The organism is Streptomyces bacillaris (assembly GCF_003268675.1).
Lineage (GTDB): Bacteria > Actinomycetota > Actinomycetes > Streptomycetales > Streptomycetaceae > Streptomyces > Streptomyces bacillaris.
In genome coordinates this window covers 6214710-6235839 of the sequence record NZ_CP029378.1, presented here as the reverse complement: position 1 = coordinate 6235839, position 21130 = coordinate 6214710, and the positions used below count along the sequence as shown (strand labels likewise).

Genomic DNA, 21130 nt, shown 5'->3' with positions numbered 1-21130 from the left:
TCCGTGAACGCATCGCCGTCGGGCCTGCGCCGGGTGCGGGCGCTGCTGCCCGTACGGGCGGACTTCGCGGCCATGACCCGTAACCCCCGCCGTGATCTGCTGGCCGGGCTCACCGTGGCGATCGTCGCGCTGCCGCTCGCGCTGGGTTTCGGGGTCTCCTGGGGGCTCGGTGCCGAGGCGGGACTCGCGACGGCGGTGGTGGCGGGGGCGCTGGCGGCGGTCTTCGGCGGGTCGAACCTCCAGGTGTCGGGGCCGACCGGGGCGATGACGGTGGTCCTGGTGCCGATCGTCGCCGAGCACGGTCCGGGCGGGGTGCTGACCGTGGGGCTGATGGCGGGGGTGCTGCTGATCGGACTGGCGCTGCTGCGGGCGGGGCGGTCCATGCGGTACGTGCCCGCGCCCGTGGTGGAGGGGTTCACGTTCGGGATCGCGGGGGTCATCGCCCTTCAGCAGATCCCGAACGCCCTGGGTGTGGCCGCGCCCGAGGGCGACAAGGTGCTGGTGGTGGCGTGGCGGGCGGTCCAGGAGTTCGCCGCGCACCCGGACATGACCGCTCTCTCGATCACCGTCGGGGTGGCCGGGCTGATGCTGCTGGGGGCCCGGCGGTTCCCGACCGTGCCGTTCTCGGTGGTCGCGGTGGTGCTGGCGGCGGTGGCGGTGCAGGTGTTCGGCCTGGGCGCCGAGCCGATCGGGGCGCTGCCGGCCGGGCTGCCCGCTCCTTCGCTGGGGTTCGTGGAGGTGTCGGCGCTGGGTTCGCTGGTGGCTCCGGCGGTCGCGGTGGCGGCCCTGGCGGCGCTGGAGTCGCTGCTGTCGGCGACGGTGGCGGACGGGATGACCGTGGACCAGAAGCACGACCCGGACCGGGAGTTGTTCGGGCAGGGCGTGGCGAATCTGGCGGCCCCGCTGTTCGGCGGGGTGCCCGCCACGGCGGCCATCGCCCGTACCGCGGTCAATGTCCGTACCGGTGCCTCCTCCCGGCTGGCGGCGCTGACGCATGCGGCGGTGCTGGCGGTGATCGTGTTCGCGGCGGCCCCGCTGGTCTCCCGGATCCCGCTGGCCGCGCTGGCCGGGGTGCTGCTGGCGACGGCGGTGCGGATGGTCGAGGTGGGGGCGTTGCGGGCGATGGCCCGGGCGACGCGTTCGGACGCGGTGGTGCTGGTGCTGACGGCCGTGGCGACGCTGGTGCTGGATCTGGTGCTGGCGGTGGTGATCGGGCTGGTGGTGGCCGGGGCGCTGGCGTTGCGGGCGGTGGCGGGCGAGGCCCGGATGGACCGGGTGGATCTGCGGGAGGGCGAGGGTACGGGCGGGGAGCCGCCGGGTGCGCACAGCGAGGAGGAGCACGCGCTGCTGGCCGAGCACATCGTGGCGTACCGGATCGACGGCCCGCTGTTCTTCGCCGGGGCGCACCGCTTCCTGCTGACGCTCTGGGAGGTCGCGGATGTGCGGGTGGTGATCCTGCGGATGTCGCGGGTGACGACGGTGGACGCCTCGGGGGCGCTGATGCTGAAGGACGCGGTGCACCAGCTGAACCGGCGGGGCATCGCGGTGCTCGCCTCGGGCATCCGCCCCGAGCAGCGGCGGGCGCTGGAGTCGGTGGGGGCGCTGGAGCTGTTGCGGCGGGAGGGCCGGGAGTACGCGACCACGCCGGAGGCGATCGCGGGGGCGCGCGAGCGGTTGCGGGAGGCGGGCGTGCTGGTGCCGGGGCAGGGACCGGCGGGCGCGGGTGCGTGTGCCGGTGGTGCGGGTGCTGAGGGGTCCGGGGCGGACGCGTCAGCGGTGCGTACGGGTTCGGGTGCGGGTTCCGGTGCCGAGGGGGTGGGCGGTGATCAAGCCCCATGACGCGTTGCCGTACCGCCATGTGCTGACGCTGCCCACGATGGGCTCGGCGGTGCGGGTCGCGCGGGAGACAACGGAGCAGGTGCTCGCGGAGTGGGGCGTGGGCCCGCAGGAGCCGTGCGCGGGGCCCGCGCTGCTGATCCTGAGCGAGCTGGTGGCCAACAGTGTGCGGCACGCGGCCGTGCTCTCGCCGCAGGTGACGGTGTTCTTCGCGGGCGGCCCGGACGCGTTCGCCTTCGGTGTCCACGACCGCCACCCCTACCGTCCCGCGCTCTACACCTCGGCCGTGGCCGGTTCCGGGCGGGGCCTGGCGACGGTGGTGGAGCTGACCCTGGAGCTGGGCGGCAGCGCGGTGGTGCGGGGGGGACGCGGACGAGGGCGGCAAGAGCATCTGGATCACGCTGCCGCTCCAGCGGACGGGCGGGTCCCGGGCCGGTGAGCGGTGAGTGGTGAGCGGCGGCAGGTCGCTGGCCGCCGGTCGCCGTTGAGATCAGGATTCCCGCTGCAAGAGCTGCGCGGGTGTGGGAAAGGCAGGAACGCACCATGAGCGACATCGTCGTGAAGGACAGCAACGGGAACGTGCTGGCGGACGGTGACTCCGTGACCACGGTCAAGGACCTGAAGGTGAAGGGCACGTCGGAGACGCTCAAGCGCGGCACGCTCGTGAAGAACATCCGGCTCACCGGCCGTGCGGGTGAGGTCGAGTGCAACACGAAGAAGGTGAAGGGGCTCGTGCTGAAGACAGAGTTCCTGAAGAAGGCCTGAACCCGTCGGGCCCGGTTCACCCTGTCGGGCCCCGGTTCATCCTCGCGCCGCGAAGACGCGAGGATGAACCCATGGAGAAGAGAGTTCGCACAGCGCGCCACCGTTGCCTCCCGGCGTACGGAACGGGGTTCCGTCGGTGAGTACGCCGCTGTACCGGCTGAAGGCCGAGTTCTTCAAGACGCTCGGGCATCCGGTGCGGATCCGGGTGCTGGAGCTGCTCAGTGAACGTGAGCACGCGGTCTCGGAGATGCTGGCCGAGGTAGGGGTCGAGGCCGCCCATCTCTCGCAGCAGTTGGCGGTGTTGCGCCGCGCCGGTCTGGTGACCGCGCGGCGGGAGGGCTCCGCCGTGTACTACACGCTGTCCAACCCGGAGGTGGCGGAGCTGCTCCGGGTCGCCCGGACGATCCTGACCGAGGTGCTGACGGGCCAGGCCGAGCTGCTGGCGGACCTGCGGGCGACCGATCCGGGGGCCACCGATACCGGAAGCGCCGAACCCGGGACGGCCGAGCCCGGCAGGCGGTGAGGAGTCGGCGGGTACGTGACGGCTGTTGCCGCGCACCCGCCGTCCCTCGTCCCTCCCCCTCGGCACCGGAGCCAGAGCCCGGTGCCGGTGCCGAGGCCGGGGGAAGGGGCCGACAGGCTCAGTGCTCCGTCGTCCGTACAGCCAGGGCGCGGCGGAGGTCGTCCAGCTGGTCGACGAGCTTGCGGCGCAGGGCCGGGATGAGGGCCGGGTCCTTGAGGGCCCGGGTGCCGGTGGCGAGGCTGTCGGTGTCGATGGCGTACGCGGGGAAGGCGTACCGCCCGGCGGCCTCCGCGATGGCCGGGCCCCGGCGGGCGGCGAGCGCGGTGGCGTCGGGGTAGAAGCGGTCCACGTACGGGGCGAGCAGCTCGTCCTGGCCGGGCTGCCAGAACCCCTGGGCGGTGGCGGTGAACAGGTAGTTGGACAGGGTGTCGTCGCTGAACATGGCCTGCCAGGCGGCCGCCTTGGCCTCCGGCGTGGGCAGGGCGGCCCGGCAGCGGGCGGCGCCCTCCCGGCCGGTGGCGCTGGGGTCGGCGGCCAGCTCGGCGGCGATGGCGGTCTCGTCGGTGGCGCCGAGGGCGGCGAGTCGGGTGAGGATGCGCCAGCGCAGCTCGGGGTCGAGTTCGGGTCCGCCGTGGACGGTGCCGTCGGCCAGCCAGCTCTGGAGGGTGTCGGGCTGGGTGGCGGCGTCGATGAAGTGGCGTACGGCGATGAGGCGCAGCCCCGGGTGGGAGCCGTCCTCGGTGCGGCGGATCAGGTCGCGGCAGAGGCTGGTGAGGGTGGCGAGCGCGGCGGGGCGGGCCTCGGGGGTGACGTAGCGGGCGGCGATCTGGCCGTCGGCGAAGGAGAGGACGCCCTGGACGAGGGCGAGGTCGCTCTCGTACGGGAGGTGGGTGCGGGCGGCGGTGAGATAGCGCGCCGGGTCCAGCTCGCCGTCGCGGACCGTGTCGCGGGCGGCGTTCCAGATGACGGCCCTGGTCAGGGGGTCGGGGATGGCGGAGAGGTGGCCGAGGGCGGTCTCCCAGGAGGCGGCGTCCAGGCGGATCTTGGCGTAGGTGAGGTCGCCGTCGTTGAGGACGACGAGGGCGGGGCGGCGGCCGGGCCGGACGGTGGAGGCCGTGCCGTCGTCCTCCGCGCCCGGCACGTCGATCTCGAAGCGGTCGCGGGGGGCGAGGTGGCCGGGGCCCGCCTGGGTGTTGAGGGCGTGGTCGAAGGTGGCGACGGCGATGCGGTGGGGGCGGCTGCCGTCGCGCTCGACGGTGAGGGCCCAGGACTGGCCTCCCCCGGCGGGTGCGGTGGGTTCGGTGACCCGGGCGGTGAGGGTGTCGACGCCCGTGGTGCGCAGCCACTGCCCGGCCCAGGCGTGGACGTCCCGGTCGGTGGCGGAGGCCAGGTTGTCGATGAAGTCGGCGAGGGTGGCGTTGCCGAACTTGTGCCGGGCGAAGTGGGTGTTGATCCCGGCGAGGAAGTCCTTCTCCCCGAGCCAGGCGACGAGCTGGCGGAGTGCCGAGGCGCCCTTCGCGTAGCTGATGCCGTCGAAGTTGAGGAGGGCGGAGGCGGTGTCGGGGACGGCGTCCGGGTCGGGGGCGACCGGGTGGGTGGAGGGGCGCTGGTCGGCGTCGTAGCCCCAGCCCTTGCGGGCGACGCCGAAGTCGACCCAGGTGTCGGGGAAGGGGGTCTCCCCCGCCCGGACGGAGCGGAGGGCGTGGGGAAGGGCGATCTCCGTGAGGGTCTGGTAGCCCATGTACTCCGCGAAGGACTCGTTCAGCCAGATGTCGTCCCACCAGCTGAGCGTCACGAGGTCCCCGAACCACATGTGGGCCATCTCGTGGGCGACGACCATCGCGCGGGTCTGGCGCTCGGTGTCGGTGACGGCGGAGCGGTAGATGAACTCGTCGCGGAAGGTGACCAGTCCGGGGTTCTCCATGGCGCCCGCGTTGAACTCGGGCACGAAGGCCTGGTCGTAGGAGTCGAACGGGTAGGGCTCGTCGAACTTCTCGTGGTACCGGTCGTAACAGGCGCGGGTGATGGCGAGGATCTCGTCCGCGTCGGCGTCCAGATAGGGGGCGAGGGAGCGCCGGCAGTGCAGGCCGAAGGGGAGCCCGGCGTGCCGGGTGGTGACCGAGTGCCAGGGGCCCGCGGCGACGGCGACGAGATAGGTGGAGATGAGGGGGGTGGGCGCGATGGTCCAGCGCCCGCCGTCCTGACGTGTGGCGATGCCGTTGCCGAGGACGGTCCAGCCTTCGGGGGCGGTGACGTCGATGGCGAAGACGGACTTCAGGTCCGGCTGGTCGAAGGCGGCGAAGACGCGCTGGACGTCCTCCATGAACAGCTGGGTGTAGAGGTACGTCTCGCCGTCGGCCGGGTCGGTGAAGCGGTGCATGCCCTCGCCGGTGCGCGAGTAGCCCATCGCGGCGTCGACGTGCAGTTCGTGGGTACCGGGGGTGAGGCCGGTGAGGGGGAAGCGGTTCCCGTCCAGGAGGGCGGGGTCCAGGGGCTGTCCGTCCAGGGTGACCGAGCGCAGGGTGGCGGGCTTGATCTCGACGAAGGTGTCACCGGCCGTGCGGGCGGTGAACCGGATCGCGGCACGGGAGTCGAAGGTCTCCTCGCCGGTGGTGAGGTCGAGGGCGATCGTGTACCGCTCCACGTCGATGATCTGGGCTCGGGTCTGCGCTTCGTCGCGCGTCAGTACGGACATGGGCCCATGCTGCCGTACGGGGTGCGGCGGGGGCAGGGGGGTTCTCCCTGGGCGTACGCGAAGGGGGGCCTGCCCCAGGAAGGGGTGGGGTGAGCCGGTGTACGCAGGGGGCTGTGCACCCCCTGGGGCGGTGCGGAGACGGTGTACGCCTGGGGCCGGTGCGGAGGAGGTGTATCCGTGGGGGCCGGTGCCGCTTACCATCTCCTCGGCGCAGCACCCTTTCTCGTACCGAGGACGTCCTCATGACGCTCACGCCTGCGCCCGATGCCGCCGCCCGTCTCCCCGGCGAGGCATCTTCTGTCCCGCCTTCCTCTGCCGCTTCTCCCTTCCCTTCCGCCTCACCCTCCCTGGTGCTCCGGGTCTGCTGCGAGTTCGGGCTGACCGCCGTGCTGCTCCTGGGTGTCGTGACCGGGGTGCGGTGGCTCTTCGCGCCGGACGGGTACGGGGGCGGCGGGGCGGCGTTCGCCGTGCTCGGGACGGGCGTGGGAGCGCTCCTCGCCGTGCTCATGCTCTCCGCGCCCGGCCGCCGCTCGGGCGCGCACCTGAATCCGGCGGTCACCCTGGCCCTGTGGCGGCTCGGGGTGTTCCCGGGGCGGGACGTGCTGCCGTACTGGCTGGCGCAGTTGGGCGGCTCGGTGGCGGGGACCTGGCTCGCGGCGGTGGTGTGGGGGCCCGTGGTGGCCCGGCCGCCGGTCGGGTACGCGGCGGTGCGGCCGGGGCCCGGGTGGGGCGAGGAGGCGGTGGTGGCGGCCGAGGCCGGGGCGCTCGCCGCGTCGGCGCTGATGGTCGCGGGGCTCCTGGCGCGTCCGGTGGGCCGGAGGCTCCTCCCGTACGCCGTCGGGCTGGTCACCGCGCTCGTGATCGCCCTGCTGGGCCCGCTGACCGGCGGATCGGCCAACCCGGCCCGGCAGTTCGGCCCGGCGCTCCTGGCCTGGGAGGCCGGGGGAACTGGGCCGCTGCTGTGGGCGTACGTGGCCGGGCCGGTGCTGGGGGCGGTGGCCGGGGCGGTGCTGGGGCGGAGGCTGGACAGACAGCTGGGCGGACAGCTGGACGCGAGGCTCGGTGACCGGCCTGTCAGCCCCCGGGAAACCTAGGCCCGGGAAACCTAGGACCCGGAAGCCTGGGCCCCGGAAGCCGTGGTGCCTCCCGCCTCCTCCGCGATGCGCTCGTGGTGGCGGATGACCTCCGCGATGATGAAGTTCAGCAGCTTCTCGGCGAACGCCGGGTCCAGGTTGGCGCTCTGAGCGAGCTGCCGCAGCCGGGTGATCTGGCGGGTCTCGCGGGCCGGGTCGGCGGGCGGCAGCTGGTGGTCGGCCTTCAGGCGGCCGACCTGCTGGGTGGCCTTGAAGCGCTCGGCGAGCATATGGACGACGGCGGCGTCGATGTTGTCGATGGACTCGCGCAGCCGGTTCAGCTCCGCCTGGACGGCCGGGTCGATCAGCTGGGACGCGGGCGCGTCGTTCTCGCTCGTACTCATGGTCAGCGAGCTTAGACGTCCGCGCTCACGGCCCGATCATCGGCGGGTCGTCGGGGTCGGGCACCCGGTCGCTCCAGCCGCCGGGGACGCTCCGCCCCTGCTGCTCGCGGAAGCGGACGGGGGCGGTGCCGACGCGGCGGGCGAAGAGGCGGGAGAAGTAGGCGGGGTCGTCGTAGCCGACGCGGCGGGCGACGGCGGCCACCGGGAGGTCGGTGGCGGCGAGGAGTTCCTTGGCGCGGCCGAGGCGGATGGTGAGCAGGTAGTCCTTGGGGCTGCACCCGGCGCCGCGCCGTACGGCGGTGCGGAGTTCGGCGGGGGTCATGCCGTGCTTGGCGGCATGCTCGGCGACGGTGAGCGGCTGGTAGGCGTCACGGGCGAGGGCCTGGAGGACCGGGTCGCCGTCGGGGCCGAGGTCGGCGCGGGCGCGGCGCAGGGAGACCAGGAGTTCGTGGACGGCGGCCGCGGTCTCGACCTCCAGCAGCGGGTTGCCGCGGCGGGCGGCGCGCACGATGCGGCCGACGGCGGCGCGGGGGGCTGCGGTGTCGGAGAGGGGGACGAGAGGGCGGTCGGGTTCGATGCAGCCCAGCTCGGTGTAGGTGGCGGTGGCGGGGCCGGTGAAGTCGACGAAGCTCTCGTCCCAGCCGGTGTGGGGGTCGGCGCCGTAGTGGTGGGGGGTGCCGGGGGTGAGCCAGATGAGGGTGGGGCCGGTGACGGGGGTGCGGCGTCCGTCGGGGGTGCCGAACCAGCCGGTGCCGGAGTTGACGATCACGGCGACGTGGTGGTCCAGGGTGCGGGGGCCGACCGGGGGCAGCGCGCCGTGCTGGAGGCCGACGCCGAGGCAGACGAGGCCGAGGCGGTGGTGGAGCGGGCTGGGGGTGAAGAACCGCATCCAGGTGTGGTAGCTCGGCATGGTGCGCTGCTCCTTCCCGGGGCCCTGCGTCCGTCGCTTCCGTGGCGTCCACGGCGTCCACGGCGTCCACGCTTCTGACATCCGTCGCGTCCGTTGCGTCCAATCAGCAGCGATCTTTGTCCATGGACCGGGCGTGCGCCAGGGGTGAAAGTGGTCGGACCAATCCGCCCGGGGGCCGCCGGGCGGGGCCGAGCACAGGAGCGTACGTACACGATGTCCGAGTTCACCGTGGGGGACGACCACTTCCGGCTCGACGGGAGGCCCGTACGGCTGCTGTCGGGTGCCCTGCACTACTTCCGGGTGCACGAGGAGCAGTGGGGCCACCGGCTGGCGATGCTGGCGGCGATGGGGCTGAACTGCGTCGAGACGTACGTCCCGTGGAATCTGCACGAGGAGCGCGAGGGCGTCTACCGCGACGTGGGGGCGCTCGGCCGGTTCCTGGACGCGGTCCGGGAGGCCGGGCTGTGGGCGATCGTGCGCCCGGGTCCGTACATCTGTGCCGAGTGGGAGAACGGCGGGCTGCCGGTCTGGGTGACGGGCCGGTTCGGGCGGCGGGTGCGGACCCGGGACGCCGGGTACCGGGCGGCGGTGGAGCGGTGGTTCCGGGAGCTGCTGCCGCAGGTCGTCGAGCGGGAGATCGGCCGGGGCGGTCCGGTGATCCTGGTCCAGGCGGAGAACGAGTACGGGAGTTACGGCTCGGACGCCGTGTATCTGGAGTGGCTGGCGGGGCTGTTGCGGGAGTGCGGGGTGTCGGTTCCGCTGTTCACGTCGGACGGGCCGGAGGACCACATGCTGACGGGCGGCTCGGTGCCCGGTCTGCTGGCCACGGCGAACTTCGGCTCGGGCGCGCGGGAGGGGTTCGACGTCCTGCGCCGCCATCAGCCGGAGGGGCCGCTGATGTGCATGGAGTTCTGGTGCGGCTGGTTCGACCACTGGGGTGCGGAGCCGGTCGTACGGGATCCGGGGGAGGCGGCCGAGGCGCTGCGGGAGGTCCTGGAGTGCGGGGCGTCGGTGAACATCTACATGGCTCACGGCGGGACGAACTTCGCGGGGTGGGCGGGGGCGAACCGGGGCGGCCCGGTGCAGGACGGGGAGTTCCAGCCGACGGTGACGTCGTACGACTACGACGCGCCGGTCGACGAGTACGGGCGGGCCACGGAGAAGTTCCACCTGTTCCGGAAGGTGCTGGAGGCCTACGCGGAGGGCCCGTTGCCCGCGCTGCCGCCGGAGCCGAGGGGGTTGGCCGGGCCGCCGGTGCGGGTGGAGCTGGACGGGTGGGCCGGGCTCGACGACGTACTGGAGGCGCTGGGCAATCCGGAGGGGCCGTCGGGGCCCGAGGGCCTGGAGGGGCCGGAGAGCCTGGAGGGGTCGGACGGAGTTGAGGAGCCGTCGGGTCCGGAAGGTCTGGAGGGACCGGAGCGGCCGGAGTCGGGGGTGGCTCCGACCTTCGAGGAGCTGGGGGTGGGCCGGGGGCTGGTGCGCTACCGGGTATCGGTGCCGGGGCCGCGCATCCCGTACCCGCTGACCGCCGCCGGGTTGCGGGACCGGGCCGTGGTGTACGTGGACGGGATCCGGGCGGGAGTGCTGACCGAGGAGCGCCCCACGCTGGCCGAGCCGGTGGCGGGTCCGGCGGAGGTGAAGCTGTGGGTGGAGTCGCTGGGCCGGGTCAACTACGGGCCGCGCCTGGGTGAGCCGAAGGGGATCACGGGCGGGGTACTGCACGAGCGCCAGTATCTGCACGGCGTACGGGCCCGGGGGCTGCGGCTGGACGCCTTCGAGGAGGCGGGCGCGGTAGCGGGGGTGCCGTTCGGGCCGGTACCGGAAGGGGCAGGAGCGACCGGCCTGTTCCGGGGAACGTTCACCATCGGCGGGCCGGAGGGCGTGGACCACGCGGGGCTGCGGCTGCCCGGCTGGACGCGCGGCTTCGTCTGGGTGAACGGCTTCTGCCTGGGTCGGTACTGGTCGGCGGGCCCGCAGGAGACGCTGTACGTACCGGGGCCGGTGCTGCGTCGGGGCGCCGACGGGGTGAACGAGCTGTGGGTGCTGGAGCTGGAGGGTGCGGGGGAGGCATGGGTGGAGCTGGGGCCGGGAACACCTGTACGAAGCGCCACTCCCTGACCCGGACCGGGAGCGCCCGTGGGGTGCTCGGGCGCTCCCGGGGTGGTTCAGCCGTGACGGTCACTCACCGGTTCCGGCGCGGGGGCCGGTACCGGGGTCAGAGTGTGGCGGCTGCCGAGGCGATGGCGGAGGCGAAGGTCGAGACCTCGGCGTAGACGCCGGGGTAGCCGGGCCGGGCGCAGCCGTAACCCCAGCTGACGATGCCGACCTGGACCCACTCGTTGGCGTTGTCCTTGCGGAACATCGGGCCGCCGGAGTCACCCTGGCAGGTGTCGATGCCGCCCGTGTCGGGGTAGCCGGCGCAGATCTCCTCGTTGGCGATCAGCTCGTTGCCGTAGGCGGCGCGGCAGGCGGCGTCCGAGACGAACGGGACGTTGGCCTTGAGCAGGTAGCGCTGCTGGCTGCCGCCCTCGCGGTTGGCGCCCCAGCCGGCGACGGTGAAGGTGCCCTGGTTGTACGCGGTGGTGGTGGCGATCTTGAGGGTGGGCTGGTTGATGGGCTGGGCGAGCTTGATCAGCGCCCAGTCCTTGCCGCTGCCGTTGTAGCCGGGGGCGCGCAGGACCTTGGTCGAGCGGACCTTGACGGCGTTGGGCGACTGGAGGTCGACGACGCCTCCGGTGGCGGTGATCGAGGTGTTGTTGCCCGATCCGTTCACGCAGTGGGCGGCGGTGAGGACGATGTCCTTGGCGTAGAGGGAGCCGCCGCAGCCCATGGAGAGCCGGACCATGAAGGGGAACTCGCCCTGGGCGGCACGGGTTCCGCCGACGACGGGGTTGGGGGCGGCCGAGGCGGTGACGGGCTGGAGGCCGACGACGGCGATCGCGACGGTGGCGACGACGACGGAACATCTCTTCAGCGCACGCAGAAGCTGCTTCACGGTTTGCCTGCTTTCGTGGGGGGTTGCTGTGGGAACCAGGACGGGACACACCGGCATTCGTCATGCACCCGTCAAGGTGATCCGATTATCGGGAGCCGGTGACCGCCGCCACAAGGCGCACTTTTCGGCCAGGTTCACGGGCGACCACTTCCCTCCCCCGGCGGGCGGTCGCTTCCTCCGGCAGGCGGTCGCCTCCTCCCGGCGGGCGGTCGCGTCTCCCCCGCGCGCGATGTCCCCCCGCCTACAGTGGAGGTCCGTCGCGGGCGGGGGTTCCGCGCAGGGTGCGGATGGGGGTACGGACGTGGGCAACGGCAGTCCGGGCACACCGGTCGTCCACGGCTTCCCGCATCTCGACACGGTCCGGTCCGCGATCACCGCGCTCTACCGGCGGCTCTCCCCCGACGGCGTCCACACCTACGGCACCAGCCTCGTCCCCGCCGACGCCGCCTTCTCCGACACGGACGATCTCCATCTCGGCGCCCAGCGGGTGGCCCGGGCCCTGGTCCAGCACCTGCGCCTCCCCGACGCCCGCATGGTCGTCGGCTTCCGCACGATGGAGCACGCGGCGAGCGTGGAACTGGCGGCGGGCCCCGAGTACTTCATCGAGCTGAACGACCGGTTCCGCACCCACCGCAGGGACATCGGCGCGGCGCTCGCACACGAGATCACCCATGTCCTGCTGCACCGACTCGGCCTGGAGTTCCCCGGCACCCGCGCCAACGAGATCCTGACCGACACGGTGACCGCGTACCTCGGCGCGGGGTGGCTGCTGCTGGACGCCTTCCGGGAGGACGCCGTCTCCCGGCAGAAGCTGGGCTACCTCACCCCGGAGGAGTTCGGGTACGTCCTGGCCAAGCGGGCGCTGGTCTTCGACGAGGACCCCTCGCCCTGGTTCACCAGCCCGCAGGCGTACACCGCCTACACCAAGGGCCGGGCGCAGGCGCTGCACGATCTGCGCAGGCCCCCGCTGACGGCGGCCGGCTGGGCGGGACGGCGGCGGTACGCGAAGGACCGGCGGTACGCCCAGGACCACCCCGGCACGGTCGCGGACCCGACTGTTCCGTACGCCTTCGAGACCGGTGGCACGGAGCTGCGGGTCTCCTTCCCGTGCCCCACCTGCCACCAGCGCATCCGGCTCCCCGTCCGGGGCCGGGTCACGGCCCGGTGCGGGCTGTGCCGGACCCGGCTGGAGTGCGACACGTAGGCATGGTTTCGGCCACCGTAGGGTCGAAGCATGACGAACGAGCCGATCAGGGACGAACCAAGCCTGTTCGACGCGCTGTACGAGGACGACGACGCTGTCGTACGGGCCCTGCGCGCCGGTGCGCGGGCCGAGTCGAGCGACGAGGAGGGCACGACGGCGCTCTATCTGGCGGCGGTCCACGACCGGCCGGGGGCGGTACGGCTGCTGCTGGCGGCCGGGGCCGCCCCCGACCGGGCGAGCGGCCCCGAGGGGAGCGACCTGCCGCTCTGCGGGGCGGCGTGCGGCGGCCACACCGAGGTGGTGCGGGCACTGCTGTCGGCCGGAGCGCGGCCGGATCTGCGCGAGGAGTTCGGGTTCACGGCGCTGCGCTGGGCGGTGGGGCTGGGCCGCGCCGCGACGGTGGAGGCGCTGCTCGCCGGGGGCGCGGACCCGCTGCTGCCCGGTCCGCAGGGGGAGCCGATGCTGGTCCTGGGCGCGCAGCGCGGTTCGCCGCGGACGGTGCGGGCGCTGCTGGCGTACGGGGCGGGGGCCGCGGGCCAGGAGGCAGTGGTGGGCGCGGCCCTTGCCGAGGCGCGGCGGCTGGCCGGGGTGGACGTGGAGCGGGAGCTGCTGCGGCGGCTGGAGGAGGCGTACGGCCCCGGGCTCGACGCGATGGTCCGCCGCGACCAGGTCGACGGCGAGGAGACGGTGACCGTGGAGCTGCTGCGGGACGGGGTACCGGCGGCGGGGGCGGACCTGCACACGGGGCACGCGGAGATCGCGGCGCTGCTGGAGGGCGCTCCGGGCGCCCGGGGTGCCGCAGACGCCTCGGGTGCCCCGGGTGCTTCAGGTGCCCCAGGTGCTACGCCGGGCGGCGGTTCCCCCACTCCTCACGAGTGAGGACGTACTCCACCTCTCCGTGCTCCGAGCCCTCGATGGCGTCGGGCCACTCGTCGGTGTAGGCGCGGAGGAAGGTGAGACCGGCCTTCTCCATCACCCGCCGGGAGGCCGCGTTGACGGCCATGGTGTTGGCGGTCACGCGCTCGGCCCCGAGGTCGGTGAACCCCTTGCGGATCAGGGCCCTGGCGCCCTCGGTGGCGTAACCACGGCCCCAGGAAGCCCGGTTGAGGCGGTAGCCCAGCTCGACGACGGCGGGGTCGTGGTCGGCCAGGGGCCGCAGCTCGAACCAGCCGAGGAAGGTGCCGGTGGCCTTCTCCTCCGCCGCCCAGAACCCCCGGGTCCCGGTGCACGGGTGGTCGTGGAGGAGCCGGGGCAGGGACCTCTCCCGGATGTCGTCGGCGCCGACGGGGCGGCCGCCGTTGATGTACCGCATGACCTCGGGGTCGTTGTCGAGGGCTAGCAGGTGAGGGGCATCGGCGGCCGTGAAGGGGCGCAGGCGGAGGCGGTCGGTCTCCAGGAAGACGGGGGAGGTGCGGGCGGCGGATGAGGTCCGGGTGGCCAGTGCTGCCTGGGTGCCCCGGGCGGCCCCTGCGGCCTGGTCGGACTGGGCGGACCGAGCACCTTGAGCGGCCTGAGCGGCCTCCACGGCCTCGGCGCCATGGGCGGCCTGGACACGGAAGGTCAGTCCCTCCGGGCTCCGCAGCCGCGCCGGGCCCTCGGCGTCGGGGATGAACTCCCCTCCGTGGGCACAGGCCCGGGCGGCGACACCTTCCGGATCGGCCACGGCGACGACCGGTTCCCACCGCGGCGGGGTGGCGATGGATGCCTTGCGGAAAGCGGCCCGGGCGAGCGGGGCCCCGACTGTCACCGCGTAGAAGTGTTCGGCCCGCTCGGGGTCTTCGCAGGCCAGGACCGCGTGATGGGGAAGGGCTCCGGCCTCGTACGGGGACGGCACCGGCCACCCTGGGAACCCCTGCGGCCGCCAGAGGGAGAAGGCGGCGCCCACCGGGTCGATCAGTGTGGCGATGCGCCCCCGATCCCCCGCGTCGAACGGCGGAACGACGATCTGCGCCCCGTTCTCCGCCGCCACAGCCGTGCGGGCGTCCACGTCGTCGACCGCCAGGTAGCAGGCGATGTGGGCGGGGGTCCCCGGGGGTAGACCGGCTGCGCGAGGTCGCTCACGCCGCCGATGCGGTGGCGCCCGGCGGAGATCATGACGGCCTTGCGCCAGTCCTCCTCGTCCACGGCGAAGTCCCAGCCGAGCACCGAGGAGAAGAAGGCGGCGGCGCCGGAGGGGTCGTGGGTCTTGAGGTCCATCCAGCAGAACTCGTTCAGGGGGGCGGGGCCGGCGCCGGGGCCGGGGTCGTGCCACGTCATCGTGCGCTCCTCGGGTGTCCTGTGCTGGATACCGGGCGCCCGCACGCCCGCGCAAGCGAATAACCTGCGGCACCCCACAGGACAGCGGGCGTACGAGGGCTACGACGCCCCGTACACCCGCTCCGGCGCCCGTGCCTCCGCGAGCAGGCGGCGTACGGTCTCCCCCGCCTCGGCCGGGGATCTGCGGGCGCCCCGGTCGTCGGTGGGGCCGGGGCGCCAGCCCTCCATGACGGTGATGCGGCCCGCCTCGGCCTCGAAGACGCGGCCGGTCACGCCGTCGCTGGCGGTGGAGCCGAGCCAGACGACGAGGGGCGAGACGTTCTCGGGGGCCATCGCGTCGAACTCCCCCTCCCCCGGGGCCGCCATGGCCGCGGCGAAGGTCTGCTCGGTCATCCGGGTCCGGGCGGTCGGGGCGAGGGCGTTGACGTGGACTCCGTACCGGCCCAACTCGGCGGCGGCGACCAGGGTGAGGGCGACGATTCCGGCCTTGGCCGCCGCGTAGTTGCCCTGGCCGACGCTGCCGAGGAGTCCGGCGCCGGAGCTGGTGTTGATCACCCGGGCGACGGGCGGGCGGCCCGCCTTGGCCTCGGACCGCCAGTGGGCCGCCGCGTGCTTCAACGGCAGGAAATGGCCCTTGAGATGGACGCGCATCACCGCGTCCCAGTCGTCCTCGTCCAGGTTGACCAGCATCCGGTCGCGCAGGAAGCCCGCGTTGTTGACCAGGGTGTCGAGCCTGCCGAAGGCGTCCAGCGTGGTGGTGACGAGGGAGGCGGCGCCCTCGGTGGTGGCGATGTCCCCGTCGTGGACGACCGCTTCGCCGCCCGCCGCCGCGATCTCCTCGACGACCCGGCGGGCGGGTCCGGCGGAGGTGCCGTCGCCGCCGGGCCCGACGCCGAGGTCGTTGACGACGACCCGGGCGCCCTCGGCGGCGAAGGCGAGTGCGTGGGCCCGGCCGAGGCCGCGTCCGGCGCCGGTGACGGCGACGACGCGGCCCGCGCAGAGCCGTCCGGTGGTGGGTGGGGTCATCTCATCTCCCGTACGAATGGGCCTGGTTGGCGGCCGGATGTGGGATTGGCGACTGGAGGCGCGACTGCTACCGTCCACCTAACAAATGTTTGGTGGAAAGGTAGCTGATCCTCCGATGACTGTCTCCACCGCACATCCGGCCACCGGCGCCGAGGGCGTCCGCATCGTCACCGTCGACCATCCGCCCGTCAACGCCCTCCCCGTACAGGGTTGGTACGACCTGGCCGAAGCCGTACGGGCGGCGGGCCGCGACCCGGAGGTGCGCTGTGTCGTCCTGGCGGCGGCCGGGCGCGGCTTCAACGCCGGTGTCGACATCAAGGAGTTGCAGCGCGACCCGGGGAACACGGCCCTGATCGGCGTCAACCGGGCCTGTGCGGAGGCGTTCGAGGCGGTGTACGCGTGCGAGGTCCCGGTGATCGCCGCCGTGCAGGGGTTCTGCCTCGGCGGCGGGGTCGGCCTCGCCGGGAACGCCGACGCGATCGTGGCGGGCGAGGACGCGGTCTTCGGGCTGCCGGAGCTGGACCGGGGCGCGCTGGGGGCGGCGACCCATCTGGCCCGGCTGGTGCCGCAGCATCTGATGCGGACGCTGTACTACACCGCGCGCACGGTGACCGCCGCGGAACTCCTCGCCCACGGGTCGGTCTGGAGGGTGGTCCCGACATCCGAACTGCTGGACGAGGCAGTGGAGTTGGCGGCGGAGATCGCCCGCAAGGACGGGGGTCTGCTGCGGCTGGCGAAGGCCGCGCTCAACGGCATCGATCCCGTCGACGTACGGCGCAGCTACCGCTTCGAGCAGGGGTTCACCTACGAGGCGAGCCTGAGCGGGACGGCCGACCGGGTCCGGGCCGGCTTCGGCAAGGAGGCCTGAGAGATGACCGATCGGCCCGCCGTCCGCGACAAGACCATGACCCCCGATGAGGTCGCCGCCCGGCTGGAGAGCGGCATGACGGTCGGCATCGGCGGCTGGGGATCGCGCCGCAAACCGATGGCCCTGGTACGGGCGTTGCTCCGCTCCCCCGTCACCGATCTGACGGTGATCTCCTACGGCGGCCCGGATGTCGGGCTGTTGGCTGCCGAGGGCCGGATCGCCCGGCTGGTGACGGCGTTCGTGACGCTCGACTCGATCCCGCTGGAGCCGCACTACCGGGCGGCTCGGCAGCGCGGGGCGTTCGCGCTGACGGAGATCGACGAGGCGATGTTCATGTGGGGGCTGCACGCGGCGGCCAACCGGCTGCCGTTCCTGCCGGTGCGGGCGGGGCTCGGCTCCGACGTCATGCGGGTCAACCCCACGCTGCGCACGGTGACTTCACCGTACGAGGACGGCGAGGAGTTCGTCGCGATGCCGGCCCTGCGGATGGACGCGGCCCTGGTCCATCTGGACCGGGCGGACCGGCGGGGCAACGGGCAGTATCTGGGCCCCGACCCGTACTTCGACGATCTGTTCTGCGAGGCGGCGGACACGGCGTACCTCTCCTGCGAACGCCTGGTGGAGCCGGCGGAGTTGACGAAGGGCGGCGCCGCACCGCAGACGCTCCTGGTCCAGCGGCACTCCGTCACCGGGGTCGTGGAGGCCCCCGGCGGGGCGCACTTCACCTCGGCCGTCCCCGACCGCCCGCGCGACGAGGCGTTCCAGAGGATGTACGCGGCAGCGGCGGCGGATCCGGTGGCCTGGGCCGGGTTCCGGGCGCGCTTCCTGCCCCCGGACGGCGACGAGTCGAGCTACCGGCGCGCGGTCGACGCCTGGCACGAGGAGCAGAAGTGAACGCGGCCGAAGGCCCTGCCGAGGGGATCACCACCGAAGGCTCCACCGCTGCGGACGCCACGCGCGCCGAGTACTGCGTGATCGCGTGCGCGGAGGCCTGGCGCGGAAACGGCGAGGTGCTGGCGAGCCCGATGGGCGCGGTCCCGTCCGTGGGGGCGCGGCTGGCCCGGCTGACGTTCGCCCCCGAACTGCTGCTCACGGACGGCGAGGCGCTGCTCGTCGGCCCGGACGGCGAGGTGGAGGGGTGGCTCCCCTACCGCAGACACCTCGCACTGGTCACCGGCGGGCGGCGGCACGTGATGATGGGCGCGAGCCAGCTCGACCGGTTCGGCAACCAGAACATCTCCTGCATCGGGGGGTGGGAGCAGCCCGCCCGCCAACTGCTGGGCGTCCGGGGCGCACCCGTCAACACACTGAACAACCCGGTGAGTTACTGGGTCCCCCGGCACTCGCCCCGGGTCTTCGTGGAGCGGGTCGACATGGTGTGCGGGGTCGGTCACGACAACGCGCGGGCGGCGGGCCCGTCCGCGACCCGCTTCCACCGTATCCCCCAAGTCGTGAGCGATCTGGGGGTGTTCGACTTCGGTACCCCGGACCGCTCGATGCGGCTGGTCTCGGTCCACCCCGGCGTCACGGTGGACCGGGTCCGCGAGGCGACCGGCTTCGCCCTCACCGTACCCGCCGACGTCCCGTACACGCGGACCCCGACTCCGGCCGAACTGCGCCTGATCCGCGAGGTCATCGACCCGTCGGGCACCCGTGACCGCGAGGTGCGGGTCTGATGCGTACGGCGCTGACCGACCTCGTCGGCGTCCGCCACCCGATCGTGCAGACGGGCATGGGCTGGGTCTCCGGCCCCCGTCTGGTCACCGCGACGGCGCGGGCGGGCGCGCTCGGCATCCTGGCCTCCGCGACGATGACGCCGGACCAACTGCGTTGCGCCGTACGGGAGGTGAGGTCGCGCACCGACGCGCCGTTCGGCGTGAACCTCCGCGCGGACGCCGGGGACGCGCGGGAGCGGGTGCGGATCATCGTGGAGGAGGGTGTCCGGGTGGCGTCGTTCGCGCTCGCCCCGTCGAGGGAGCTGATCGCGGAGCTGAAGGACGCGGGGGTGGTGGTCGTCCCGTCGGTGGGGGCCCGGCGCCACGCGGAGAAGGTGGCGGCGTGGGGCGCGGACGCGGTGATCGTGCAGGGCGGCGAGGGCGGCGGCCACACGGGGGACGTGGCGACGACGGTGCTGCTGCCGCAGGTGGTCGACGCGGTGGACATCCCGGTGGTGGCGGCGGGCGGGTTCCACGACGGGCGGGGGCTGGTGGCGGCGCTGGCGTACGGGGCGGCGGGCGTCGCGATGGGCACCCGGTTCCTGCTGACCTCGGACTCGACGGTGCCGGACGCGGTGAAGGCCCGCTATCTGGCGGCCACCGCCAAGGACATCACCCTGACGACGGCGGTGGACGGGCTCCCGCACCGGATGCTCCGTACGGAGATGGTGGCGGCGCTGGAGGGGGCGGGACGGGTGCGGGCCCTGTACCAGGCGGTGCGCCGGGCGTCCCGCTTCCGCCGGATCTCCGGACTGAGCCGGCCGCGCATGGTGCGGGACGGGCTGGCGCTGCGGCACGGCAAGTCCCTGACCTGGAGCCAGGTGCTGCTGGCGGCGAACACGCCGATGCTGCTGAGGGCGGCGATGGTGGACGGCCGTACGGATGCGGGCGTCATGGCGTCGGGCCAGGTGGCGGCCCTGATCGAGGATCTGCCGAGTGTGGCGGAGCTGGTGGGGCGGATCGTGGCGGAGGCGGAGGGGGTGTGTGCGGTGGTGGGCCGGTACCCCACGCTCGGCCCGCCCGGCGTACCACCCGGCCCGTCCGGGCCACCACCCAGCCCGTCCGGCGTTTGAGGACCGGGGCTCGGGGCAGAGCCCCGAAGGGCCGCCCCGGTTGCCGCCTACCGGCGGTGTCCTCAAACGCCGGACGGGCTGAAAAGCTTCCTACGCCGCCCGGCGGCCCCGGGCCGGAGCACCGGAGCGCGCCGCACCGGTACGACCGGCGCCGCCCCCGGCGGCACCGGCGCCACCAGCCCCGGCCCCCCGCCGACCCCGCCCCCGGCTCCCGGAGCGGGGCGCGGCGCCGGAGCCGGCCGAACCGCCCGAGCGGGTCCGCTGCTTCGGGGCCTTCGGCGGGGTCGGCTGCGGCACCTCGATGACGACCGCGACGCCCGACGGCTCCCGCGCCCCCGTGATCCGGGACAGTTCGGCGTCGCTGGAGGTGACCCGTGTGGTGCGGGGCGCGATGCCCGCGTCCTGCATCAGCCGGGTCATCTCGCGCTTCTCGTCGGGCAGGACCAGCGTGACGACGCTGCCGGACTCCCCGGCACGGGCCGTACGGCCGCCCCGGTGGAGGTAGTCCTTGTGATCGGTGGGCGGGTCCACGTTGACGACCAGGTCCAGGTCGTCGACGTGGATGCCCCGGGCCGCCACGTTCGTCGCGACGAGCGCGGTGACCTGGCCGTTCTTGAACTGGTCCAGGGTCCGGTTGCGCTGCGGCTGGGAGCGCCCGCCGTGCAGGGCGGCCGCCCGTACCCCGCTGGCCAGCAGCCGCTTGGCGAACCGGTCGGCGGCGCGCTTGGTGTCGACGAACATGATCACGCGGCCGTCCCGGGCGGCGATCTTCGTGGCGACGGCCTTCTTGTCCGTCTCGTCCAGGACGTGGAGCACGTGGTGCTCCATCGTGGTGACCGCACCGGCGGAGGGGTCGACGGAGTGGACGACCGGGTCGGTGAGGAACATCTTGACGAGCCGGTCGATGTTCTTGTCGAGGGTCGCGGAGAACAGCATGCGCTGGCCGTCCGGCTCGACCTGCTTGAGCAGGGCGACGACCTGCGGCATGAAGCCCATGTCGGCCATCTGGTCGGCCTCGTCGAGGACGGTGATGGCGACCTCGTCCAGCCGGCAGTCGCCGCGCTCGATGAGGTCCTTGAGCCGGCCCGGGGTGGCGACGAGGACTTCGGCACCGCGCCGCAGGGTGGCGGACTGCTTGGTGATCGACATGCCGCCGACGACGGTGGCGAGCCGCAGGTTCACGGCGGTCGCGTACGGGGTCAGCGCGTCGGTGACCTGCTGGGCCAGCTCGCGGGTGGGGACGAGGACCATGGCGAGCGGGGCGCGCGGCTCGCTGCGGCGACCGGCGGTACGGGCCAGCAGCGCCAGGCCGAAGGCGAGGGTCTTGCCGGAGCCGGTGCGGCCCCGGCCGAGGATGTCCCGGCCGGCCAGCGAGTTGGGCAGGGTCGCGCCCTGGATCGGGAACGGCTCGGTGACGCCCTGCGCGGCGAGGGTCTTCAGCAGCGCGGCCGGCATGTCCAGGTCGGCGAAGGCGTCGACGGAGGGCAGCGCCGGGGTCACCGTCTCCGGCAGGGTGAACTCGGCGGGCGGTGCGGCGGCGGGCTTGCGGCGGGCCGGGGCCTTGGCACGGTTCGCGCCGCCCCGTGCGGAGCCCTGACCGCCCTGACCGCCCTGGCCGCGGGCCGGGCGGGAGCGCGGAGCCCGGTCCTGACGTTCCCCGCGAGGGGTGCGGTCCTGGCCTTCGGTACGGGAGGCCCGGCCCTGGCCTTCGGCGCGCGGAGCTCGGCTCTGGCGTTCGGTGCGAGGGGTGCGGTCCTGGCGTTCTGAGCGGGTCATACGGAATTGCC

19 protein-coding genes and 1 pseudogene are annotated in these 21130 nt (G+C 73.8%); 12 read left to right on the top strand and 8 right to left on the bottom strand.

Annotated elements, in window-relative coordinates; translation table 11 throughout:
* Nucleotides 1-72: 72 nt before the first annotated feature.
* The 4 genes and pseudogenes from DJ476_RS27100 to DJ476_RS27085 all read left to right on the top strand — a co-directional run bounded on the left by DJ476_RS27100 (nucleotide 73) and on the right by DJ476_RS27085 (nucleotide 3124).
* Nucleotides 73-1839 (top strand): SulP family inorganic anion transporter, encoded by a 1767-nt coding sequence (locus tag DJ476_RS27100; protein WP_318294906.1) that lies wholly within the window; start codon nucleotides 73-75, stop codon nucleotides 1837-1839.
* A pseudogene (locus DJ476_RS27095) lies at nucleotides 1823-2282 on the top strand (ATP-binding protein). Before DJ476_RS27100 ends, DJ476_RS27095 begins: the two are co-directional and overlap by 17 nt.
* Before the next feature lie 73 nt (nucleotides 2283-2355).
* Nucleotides 2356-2601, top strand: a complete 246-nt coding sequence (locus tag DJ476_RS27090; RefSeq protein ID WP_107499813.1) for an alkylphosphonate utilization protein — start codon at nucleotides 2356-2358, stop codon at nucleotides 2599-2601.
* A gap of 136 nt (nucleotides 2602-2737) precedes the next feature.
* Nucleotides 2738-3124, top strand: coding sequence for an ArsR/SmtB family transcription factor (locus DJ476_RS27085; protein WP_103421404.1), 387 nt, complete (start codon nucleotides 2738-2740; stop codon nucleotides 3122-3124).
* Between the two features lie 118 nt (nucleotides 3125-3242).
* Here the strand turns inward: DJ476_RS27085 and pepN are convergent, their stop codons facing one another.
* Nucleotides 3243-5819 (bottom strand): aminopeptidase N, encoded by a 2577-nt coding sequence (gene pepN, locus DJ476_RS27080; protein WP_103421405.1) that lies wholly within the window; start codon nucleotides 5817-5819, stop codon nucleotides 3243-3245.
* Between the two features lie 242 nt (nucleotides 5820-6061).
* On the opposite strand from pepN, the gene DJ476_RS27075 reads away from it, so the two are divergent.
* Nucleotides 6062-6913, top strand: coding sequence for an MIP/aquaporin family protein (locus DJ476_RS27075; RefSeq protein ID WP_318294805.1), 852 nt, complete (start codon nucleotides 6062-6064; stop codon nucleotides 6911-6913).
* Between the two features lie 11 nt (nucleotides 6914-6924).
* Here DJ476_RS27075 and DJ476_RS27070 read toward each other — a convergent pair whose 3' ends face one another.
* Nucleotides 6925-7296: a chorismate mutase gene (locus tag DJ476_RS27070; protein WP_103421406.1), complete on the bottom strand. Its 372-nt coding sequence runs from the start codon at nucleotides 7294-7296 to the stop codon at nucleotides 6925-6927.
* Between the two features lie 25 nt (nucleotides 7297-7321).
* The gene (locus DJ476_RS27065) at nucleotides 7322-8206 is read right to left on the bottom strand and encodes a helix-turn-helix domain-containing protein (protein WP_103421407.1); all 885 of its coding nucleotides are present in this window, start codon (nucleotides 8204-8206) and stop codon (nucleotides 7322-7324) included.
* 213 nt (nucleotides 8207-8419) lie between these two features.
* Between DJ476_RS27065 and DJ476_RS27060 the strand changes: the two genes are divergently transcribed.
* Complete coding sequence (locus DJ476_RS27060) at nucleotides 8420-10324, top strand: glycoside hydrolase family 35 protein (protein WP_112491757.1); 1905 nt, start codon at nucleotides 8420-8422, stop codon at nucleotides 10322-10324.
* A 97-nt stretch (nucleotides 10325-10421) separates the two neighbouring features.
* Here the strand turns inward: DJ476_RS27060 and DJ476_RS27055 are convergent, their stop codons facing one another.
* Nucleotides 10422-11201 (bottom strand): S1 family peptidase, encoded by a 780-nt coding sequence (locus DJ476_RS27055; protein WP_070203143.1) that lies wholly within the window; start codon nucleotides 11199-11201, stop codon nucleotides 10422-10424.
* Nucleotides 11202-11502: 301 nt separating this feature from the next.
* Between DJ476_RS27055 and DJ476_RS27050 the strand changes: the two genes are divergently transcribed.
* Both DJ476_RS27050 and DJ476_RS27045 read left to right on the top strand, forming a co-directional pair.
* Nucleotides 11503-12405, top strand: coding sequence for a hypothetical protein (locus tag DJ476_RS27050; RefSeq protein ID WP_112491756.1), 903 nt, complete (start codon nucleotides 11503-11505; stop codon nucleotides 12403-12405).
* A 30-nt stretch (nucleotides 12406-12435) separates the two neighbouring features.
* The gene (locus DJ476_RS27045; RefSeq protein WP_112491755.1) at nucleotides 12436-13284 is read left to right on the top strand and encodes an ankyrin repeat domain-containing protein; all 849 of its coding nucleotides are present in this window, start codon (nucleotides 12436-12438) and stop codon (nucleotides 13282-13284) included.
* Here the strand turns inward: DJ476_RS27045 and DJ476_RS27040 are convergent.
* The 3 genes from DJ476_RS27040 to DJ476_RS27030 all read right to left on the bottom strand — a co-directional run bounded on the left by DJ476_RS27040 (nucleotide 13247) and on the right by DJ476_RS27030 (nucleotide 15687).
* Nucleotides 13247-13846: a GNAT family N-acetyltransferase gene (locus DJ476_RS27040; RefSeq protein WP_103421432.1), complete on the bottom strand. Its 600-nt coding sequence runs from the start codon at nucleotides 13844-13846 to the stop codon at nucleotides 13247-13249. The genes DJ476_RS27045 and DJ476_RS27040 overlap by 38 nt on opposite strands.
* A 452-nt stretch (nucleotides 13847-14298) precedes the next feature.
* The gene (locus tag DJ476_RS35820) at nucleotides 14299-14661 is read right to left on the bottom strand and encodes a VOC family protein (protein ID WP_318294804.1); all 363 of its coding nucleotides are present in this window, start codon (nucleotides 14659-14661) and stop codon (nucleotides 14299-14301) included.
* 99 nt (nucleotides 14662-14760) lie between these two features.
* A complete protein-coding gene (locus DJ476_RS27030) occupies nucleotides 14761-15687 on the bottom strand; it encodes an SDR family oxidoreductase (RefSeq protein WP_112491754.1) in 927 nt (308 codons plus the stop codon).
* Between the two features lie 115 nt (nucleotides 15688-15802).
* Here DJ476_RS27030 and DJ476_RS27025 point away from each other — a divergent pair, with 115 nt between their 5' ends.
* The 4 genes from DJ476_RS27025 to DJ476_RS27010 are packed head-to-tail and all read left to right on the top strand — an operon-like array spanning nucleotide 15803 to nucleotide 19343.
* Nucleotides 15803-16555, top strand: coding sequence for an enoyl-CoA hydratase family protein (locus DJ476_RS27025; RefSeq protein WP_112491753.1), 753 nt, complete (start codon nucleotides 15803-15805; stop codon nucleotides 16553-16555).
* Between the two features lie 3 nt (nucleotides 16556-16558).
* Nucleotides 16559-17449 (top strand): CoA transferase subunit A, encoded by an 891-nt coding sequence (locus DJ476_RS27020; RefSeq protein ID WP_112491752.1) that lies wholly within the window; start codon nucleotides 16559-16561, stop codon nucleotides 17447-17449.
* Nucleotides 17446-18231 carry a CoA-transferase subunit beta gene (locus tag DJ476_RS27015; protein ID WP_381246186.1) on the top strand — a complete coding sequence of 262 codons (786 nt, stop codon included), beginning with the start codon at nucleotides 17446-17448 and terminating at the stop codon, nucleotides 18229-18231. The genes DJ476_RS27020 and DJ476_RS27015 overlap by 4 nt, the downstream gene beginning before the upstream one ends.
* The gene (locus DJ476_RS27010) at nucleotides 18231-19343 is read left to right on the top strand and encodes an NAD(P)H-dependent flavin oxidoreductase (RefSeq protein ID WP_103421414.1); all 1113 of its coding nucleotides are present in this window, start codon (nucleotides 18231-18233) and stop codon (nucleotides 19341-19343) included. The genes DJ476_RS27015 and DJ476_RS27010 overlap by 1 nt, the downstream gene beginning before the upstream one ends.
* A 90-nt stretch (nucleotides 19344-19433) precedes the next feature.
* Here DJ476_RS27010 and DJ476_RS27005 read toward each other — a convergent pair whose 3' ends face one another.
* Nucleotides 19434-21119, bottom strand: coding sequence for a DEAD/DEAH box helicase (locus DJ476_RS27005; protein WP_112491751.1), 1686 nt, complete (start codon nucleotides 21117-21119; stop codon nucleotides 19434-19436).
* Nucleotides 21120-21130: the final 11 nt, after the last annotated feature.